Source organism: Pseudomonas fluorescens (assembly GCF_000802965.1).
Classification (GTDB): Bacteria; Pseudomonadota; Gammaproteobacteria; order Pseudomonadales; family Pseudomonadaceae; genus Aquipseudomonas; species Aquipseudomonas fluorescens_A.
This window is the reverse complement of sequence record NZ_JSAK01000020.1, coordinates 223,682-230,859: the sequence shown is the minus strand read 5'-3', so window position 1 is coordinate 230,859 and position 7,178 is coordinate 223,682. Positions and strand designations below refer to the sequence as shown.

At 58.1% G+C, this 7,178-nt stretch carries 6 protein-coding genes; 4 read left to right on the top strand and 2 right to left on the bottom strand.

All coding sequences use genetic code 11. The annotated features are described in order from the left end of the window. Positions 1-251: 251 nt before the first annotated feature. Both NL64_RS18455 and NL64_RS18450 read right to left on the bottom strand, forming a co-directional pair. Positions 252-1,472, bottom strand: coding sequence for a CaiB/BaiF CoA transferase family protein (locus NL64_RS18455; protein WP_034149503.1), 1,221 nt, complete (start codon positions 1,470-1,472; stop codon positions 252-254). Positions 1,473-1,485: 13 nt separating this feature from the next. Next, a complete protein-coding gene (locus tag NL64_RS18450; protein ID WP_034149502.1) occupies positions 1,486-2,667 on the bottom strand; it encodes an acyl-CoA dehydrogenase in 1,182 nt (393 codons plus the stop codon). A gap of 157 nt (positions 2,668-2,824) precedes the next feature. Between NL64_RS18450 and NL64_RS18445 the strand changes: the two genes are divergently transcribed. The 4 genes from NL64_RS18445 to NL64_RS18430 all read left to right on the top strand — a co-directional run bounded on the left by NL64_RS18445 (position 2,825) and on the right by NL64_RS18430 (position 7,079). Beyond that, positions 2,825-3,724 (top strand): LysR family transcriptional regulator, encoded by a 900-nt coding sequence (locus NL64_RS18445; protein WP_034149501.1) that lies wholly within the window; start codon positions 2,825-2,827, stop codon positions 3,722-3,724. 435 nt (positions 3,725-4,159) lie between these two features. After that, entirely contained in the window at positions 4,160-5,281 is a 1,122-nt protein-coding gene (locus tag NL64_RS18440; protein ID WP_034149500.1) for a Re/Si-specific NAD(P)(+) transhydrogenase subunit alpha, read from the top strand. Between the two features lie 11 nt (positions 5,282-5,292). After that, a complete protein-coding gene (locus tag NL64_RS18435; RefSeq protein WP_034149499.1) occupies positions 5,293-5,649 on the top strand; it encodes an NAD(P) transhydrogenase subunit alpha in 357 nt (118 codons plus the stop codon). After that, positions 5,646-7,079 carry an NAD(P)(+) transhydrogenase (Re/Si-specific) subunit beta gene (locus tag NL64_RS18430; protein WP_034149498.1) on the top strand — a complete coding sequence of 478 codons (1,434 nt, stop codon included), beginning with the start codon at positions 5,646-5,648 and terminating at the stop codon, positions 7,077-7,079. The genes NL64_RS18435 and NL64_RS18430 overlap by 4 nt, the downstream gene beginning before the upstream one ends. The last annotated feature ends 99 nt before the right edge of the window (positions 7,080-7,178 follow it).

Genomic DNA, 7,178 nt, shown 5'->3' with positions numbered 1-7,178 from the left:
ACACCTCTTTTTCAACTTCCTGCTGGCTTCGATGACCTGAAGCAACTTGCTGCCGAAAACTGCGTAACTCGTTGTTTACCAAGGAGTTTTCCGTTTCGACTGCGCCGGAAGTGGGGCGAATTATAGGCCTCCAGAATCTGCCGTCAAGCACTGATTTTGGTTTTCTATCAATTACTTACGAAACGCTGGAAAACAGCCCGCTCCCCCCTTAAAAGGAGGAACAAAACCATCTATCTATATAGAAGGATCCCTTAGAGCACTCCAGACTCTTTAAAGGCCGCCACCACACCAGCATTCAGACCCAACACCCGCTGGAGAACCTCCAACGTATGCTCACCCAGGAGCGGAGGCGCATAACGATACTCCACCGGAGTCTCGGACAGTCGAATCGGGCTCGCCACCTGCGGCACCATACCGGCCAGCGCATGCGGCAGCTCAATCGCCAATCCTCGCGCCTTGACCTGAGGATCGTTAAACATCTGGGCAAGATCATTGATAGGCCCGCAAGGCACTCCCGCCTGCTCCAGCAGTGCCACCCACTCAGCGGTGGTCTTGAACACTGTTGCCTGACGAATCAGCGGAATGAGTACCGCCCGGTTAGCCACCCGCAGCTTGTTGGTCACGAAGCGCGGATCATCTGCCCACTGCGGCTGCCCAGCCACTTCCGCAAACTTACGGAACTGTCCGTCATTACCCACAGTAAGGATGAAGTCGCCATCAGCCGTAGGAAAATCCTGATACGGCACGATGTTCGGATGAGCATTCCCCAAGCGCTTGGGCGCATTGCCTGTAGTCAGGTAGTTCATGGCCTGGTTGGCCAGGCACGCCACCTGAACATCCAGCAACGCCATATCGATATGCTGACCACCACCGTCATGATCCCTATGCGCAAGTGCCGCCAGAATCGCCACCGTCGAATAGAGTCCGGTCAAAATGTCCGTCAGCGCCACGCCAACCTTCACTGGTCCCGCACCCTCTTCGCCTTCAGGTCGCCCCGTCAGACTCATGAGACCGCCCAAGCCCTGGATCATGAAGTCATAACCCGCGCGCTTGGCATACGGACCGGTCTGGCCAAACCCGGTGATCGAGCAATAAATCAGATCGGGATTGATCGCCTTCAGCGATTCGTAGTCCAGCCCATAAGCGGCCAGACCACCGACCTTGAAGTTTTCGATCAGGATGTCCGACTTGGCCGCCAGCTCACGCACCAGCTTCTGCCCCTCCGGGCGCGTGAAGTCGATGGTCACCGATTGCTTGTTGCGATTGGCCGACAAGTAATAGGCGGCTTCGCTGGTGTTCTCGCCATAGGCGTCTTTAAGGAACGGCGGGCCCCAGGCGCGCGTGTCATCGCCATTGCCCGGGCGCTCGACCTTGATCACTTCAGCGCCAAGGTCGGCGAGGATCTGCCCGGCCCAAGGCCCGGCAAGCACCCGCGATAAATCCAGTACCCGTAGATGCGATAGCGCGCCCATGGCCGCTCTCCTATTAATAGAACGCCTGGATGCCGGTCTGCGCGCGACCGAGGATCAGCGCGTGGACGTCATGCGTACCTTCATAGGTATTCACCACTTCCAGGTTGACCAAGTGACGAGCAACACCGAATTCATCGGAGATACCGTTGCCACCCAGCATGTCGCGGGCCATGCGCGCGATGTCCAGAGACTTGCCGCATGAATTGCGCTTCATCATCGAAGTAATTTCTACCGCCGCTGTACCTTCATCTTTCATACGACCCAGACGTAGGCAGCCTTGCAGCGCCATGGTGATTTCGGTCTGCATGTCAGCCAGTTTCTTCTGGATCAGTTGGGTGGCGGCCAATGGGCGACCGAACTGTTGACGATCCAGGGTGTACTGGCGAGCGGTGTGCCAGCAGAACTCGGCAGCACCCAGCGCCCCCCAGGAAATGCCGTAGCGTGCGGAATTGAGGCAGGTGAAAGGACCTTTCAGGCCACGGACATCCGGGAAGATGTTCTCTTCCGGCACAAATACGCTGTCCATGACGATCTCGCCGGTGATCGAAGCACGCAGGCCGACCTTGCCGTGAATCGCCGGTGTACTCAAGCCTTTCCAGCCCTTCTCCAGGACGAAGCCACGAATGTCGCCGGCATCGTCCTTGGCCCAGACCACGAACACATCAGCGATCGGGCTGTTGGTGATCCACATCTTGTTGCCGGTCAGGCTGTAGCCGCCTTCGACTTTGCGTGCACGAGTAATCATCGCACCCGGGTCAGAACCGTGGTTTGGCTCGGTCAGACCGAAGCAGCCGATCCACTCGCCCGAGGCCAGCTTCGGCAGGTATTTCTGCTTCTGCGCTTCGGTACCGAATTCATTGATCGGCACCATTACCAGCGAGGACTGCACACTCATCATCGAGCGATAGCCCGAATCAACACGCTCCACTTCACGGGCAATCAGGCCGTAGCTGACATAGTTCAGGCCGCTGCCACCGTACTGCTCCGGAATGGTCGCACCCAACAGACCCACTTCGCCCATCTCGCGGAAGATCGCCGGGTCGGTCTTTTCATGGCGGAAAGCTTCGAGAACGCGCGGCGCAAGCTTCTGTTGAGCGAATTGCGCAGCGGTGTCGCGGATCATGCGCTCTTCTTCAGTGAGCTGTTGATCCAGCAGCAGGGGATCGATCCAGTTGAAGCTAGCTTTACCGGCCATGAGTGTGTCCTCTCGAAACGAGTCAAATAACGTGGACTGATCCTAGGCCGGGTTGGGCGGCTCGGCAAACGAGGATTTCGCATACTGTTGTGCTAATTTCTCACTCCGAAACGTCGCAAAACGCTTTTAATGCGATGTATTAGTGAGGTTGACGTACATGCGCAGAAAGATACCCAACACAACCGCCCTCATCAGCTTCGAGGCGGCGGCACGCCACGAGAGCTTTACCAAGGCAGCGCAGGAGCTGTCGCTGACTCAAGGAGCAATTTGCCGACAGATCGCCAGCCTTGAAGAGTTCCTGAGCGTGGAACTTTTCCGACGCTCGCGACGCGGGGTCAAGTTGACGGAAGCGGGTCTTTCCTACAGTCGACGTGTAGCGACGCAACTTGACGCAGTCGAACGGGACACCTTGTCCGTAATGGGCCAACAGGGCGCCAATGTGATTGAACTGGCCGTGGTTCCGACCTTCGGCACCCAGTGGCTCCTGCCTCGACTCAAGGACTTCCAGCAAAAACACCCGGAAGTGACGGTCAACCTGACTAACCGCACGCGCCCGTTTCTTTTTGCCGATACGGACTTCGATGCCGCGATCTACTTCGGCGACGCGGACTGGTCGGGTACAGAATCCCACCGACTGATGGGCGAACATCCGCTGCCCGTATGCAGCCCTAACCTACTCGGAATGAAGACCATTCTGACACCCGGTGAGATCGCTGATTTGCCGCTTTTGCAACAGACCACCCGCCCCTACGCCTGGCGACAGTGGTTCGACTCACAACATCTGAATGTCCCACGCGACATGACAGGGCCACGCTACGAGCTATTCTCAATGCTGGCCCAGGCGGCGATGCATGACATGGGTATCGCCTTGATTCCGCCATTCCTGATCCAGCGTGAATTGGCCGAGAAACGCCTGGTCATCGCCAATCCTCAGGCACTCTCCAGCATCAAGGCCTATTACCTGATGATTCCTGAGCGAAAGGTCGAATCTGCGTCTTTAAGGGCTTTTCGAGACTGGCTGGTAAATCAGGCACACAGCTACAGCCTAGAAGGATAAAGGCTACAAGCCATTAGCTGACCTCGTAGTCAATAAATTAGAAACCCTACAGATATAAGTATTTGTCGCATTTTCACAGACTGTACCCCGAAGGAGTACAAACGTCCCACAAGCGCCTGAAGACGTGGCTTTGAGCCTCTATTTCAGAGCAATGCCGCATCATTCATATGGCCGATGTGTAAAAACTTGAATTTCAGCCAGAATCGTTGAAAGGCACGGCCTAGAAGGGATTGACCCAGCTGGTTGCGACATTCGGTCACGGGGTGACTTGTAGTTAATTTTCCGTCACCCGTCATAATCCCTTGAAGGGCACAAAGTTCGCCTGCAAAATGCCGCGCCCCGCCTGAATTTGGCGGGGTCGTGCTGATCGGCCGCCCCAGCCGCACCATCCGTAGTGCATGGGTTTACTCAATAAGATCACGCAGGAGATTTGACGTGCACATTGGTGTTCCTCTCGAAACCCAGACCGGTGAAACACGGGTTGCTGCAACCCCCGAAACCATCAAGAAGCTAATCGGCCAGGGTCATAAGGTCACTGTACAAAGCGGCGCCGGCGTCAATGCCAGCGTTGTCGACAGTGCCTATGAAGCCGCAGGTGCAGCCATCGGCAGCGCCAGTGAGGCGTTTGGTGCAGAGCTGATTTTGAAGGTCGTCGCCCCCAGCGACAGCGAGCTTGCGCTGATTAAGAGCGGCACCGTTGTGGTGGGTATGCTCAATCCGTTCAACAACGAAACCATCGCCAAGATGGCCGAGTGCGGCATTACTGCCTTTGCCTTGGAGGCCGCGCCACGCACCTCCCGCGCCCAGAGCCTGGACGTGCTGTCGTCGCAAGCCAACATTGCCGGCTATAAAGCCGTGCTGTTGGCCGCTCATTACTATCCGCGCTTCATGCCGATGCTGATGACCGCTGCGGGCACCGTGAAAGCGGCGCGCGTACTGATTCTCGGCGCTGGCGTGGCCGGTTTGCAGGCGATTGCTACGGCCAAGCGCCTGGGTGCCGTGATCGAAGCGTCTGATGTGCGCCCTGCGGTAAAGGAGCAGATCGAGTCCCTCGGCGCCAAGTTCGTCGACGTGCCTTACGAGACCGATGAAGAGCGTGAATGCGCCGTCGGTGTCGGTGGTTATGCGCGCCCTATGCCAGCGAGCTGGATGCAGCGTCAGGCCGTGGCCGTGCACGAACGCGCCAAGCAGGCCGACATCGTCATCACCACGGCACTGATTCCAGGCCGCAAGGCGCCGACGCTGCTCAGCGCGGAAACCGTGGCGCAGATGAAACCTGGCTCAGTGGTCATCGACCTGGCGGCTGCCCAAGGCGGCAACTGCCCGCTGACCGTGGCCGACCAAGTCGTCGTCGAAAACGGCGTGACCATCGTTGGCCCGACCAACCTGGCCGCCGCGGTTGGCGCCGATGCCTCGGCACTGTATGCCCGCAACCTGCTGGACTTCATGAAACTGTTGTTCGATAAAGAAGGACAACTGGTGATCAACCTTGAAGACGATATCGTCGCCGCGTGCCTGATGTGCCGCGATGGCCAGATCGTGCGCAAGAACGGCTGAGGATAAAAACAATGGAAGACATGCTGATCTCTCACGGTATCTACAACCTGATCATCTTCGTGCTGGCTATCTATGTCGGCTACCACGTGGTCTGGAACGTGACACCTGCACTGCACACACCGCTGATGGCCGTGACCAACGCCATCTCGGCCATCGTCATCGTCGGCGCCATGCTCGCTGCCGCCCTCACCGTAACCCCGCTGGGCAAGACCATGGGCACCCTGGCCGTGGCACTGGCCGCGGTCAACGTGTTTGGTGGTTTCCTGGTCACCCGTCGCATGCTGGAAATGTTCAAGAAGAAAGCGGCTTCAGCAAAAGCTCCGGCAGCCAAGGCCGAAGCAGTCAAGGCTGAGGTGCAGCAAGCATGAGCATGAATCTGGTTACTTCCCTGTATTTGATCGCTTCGGTCTGCTTCATCCAGGCGCTCAAGGGACTCTCGCACCCAACCACGTCGCGTCGCGGCAACCTGTTCGGCATGCTCGGCATGGGCCTGGCAATCCTCACCACCGTCGGCCTGATCTACAAGCTCGGCTCCGAGCTGGCCCATGATGGGATCGTCTACGTGATCGTCGGCCTGCTGATCGGCGGCACCGCCGGTTCGATCATGGCCAAACGCGTTGAAATGACCAAGATGCCCGAGCTGGTGGCCTTCATGCACAGCATGATCGGCCTGGCAGCGGTGTTCATCGCCGTGGCCGCTGTGGTCGAGCCGCAGTCCCTGGGCATCGTTGCGCAACTCGGCGACGCAATCCCGGCCGGTAACCGCCTGGAACTGTTCCTCGGTGCAGCCATCGGTGCAATTACGTTCTCCGGTTCGGTCATTGCCTTCGGCAAACTGGCTGGCAAGTACAAGTTCCGCCTGTTCCAGGGTGCACCGGTACAGTTTGGCGGTCAGCACAAGCTGAACCTGCTGCTGGGCCTGGCCACACTGGCCTTGGGCGTGACCTTCATGCTCACCGGCGACTACACCGCGTTCGGCGTGATGCTGGCCTTGGCTTTCGTACTTGGCGTGCTGATCATCATCCCGATTGGCGGCGCGGACATGCCGGTTGTGGTGTCGATGCTCAACAGCTACTCCGGCTGGGCGGCAGCGGGTATCGGCTTCTCGCTGAACAACTCGATGCTGATCATTGCCGGTTCGCTGGTAGGTTCGTCCGGTGCGATCCTCTCGTATATCATGTGCAAGGCGATGAACCGTTCCTTCTTTAATGTACTGCTCGGCGGTTTCGGCAATACAGCCGAAGCAGGTCCGGCGGGTGCCAAAGAAGCTCGTCCGGTGAAATCCGGTTCGGCTGACGACGCGACCTTCCTGCTGACCAACGCCGACACCGTGATCATCGTTCCGGGCTACGGCCTGGCGGTAGCACGGGCACAGCATGCGCTGAAGGAACTGACCGAGAAGCTGACCCATCGCGGCGTGACCGTGAAGTATGCGATCCACCCGGTTGCCGGTCGCATGCCTGGGCACATGAACGTCCTGCTGGCCGAGGCCGAAGTGCCTTACGACCAGGTGTTCGAGATGGATGACATCAACTCCGAGTTCGGTCAGGCCGACGTGGTGCTGGTGTTGGGCGCCAACGACGTGGTCAACCCGGCCGCCAAGAACGATCCGAAATCGCCGATTGCCGGCATGCCGATCCTCGAAGCGTTCAAGGCCAAGACCATCATCGTCAACAAGCGCTCCATGGCCAGCGGTTATGCCGGCCTGGACAACGAACTGTTCTACCTGGACAAAACCATGATGGTGTTCGGCGACGCTAAAAAGGTCATCGAAGACATGGTCAAAGCGGTCGACTAACCCTCGCCTGCAACGCAAACGCCCCGACTTGTCGGGGCGTTTTTGTTTGCGCAAATCGTCGGAGAAACTATTCTTTTGTTACCGATCCGGTAACGGTGT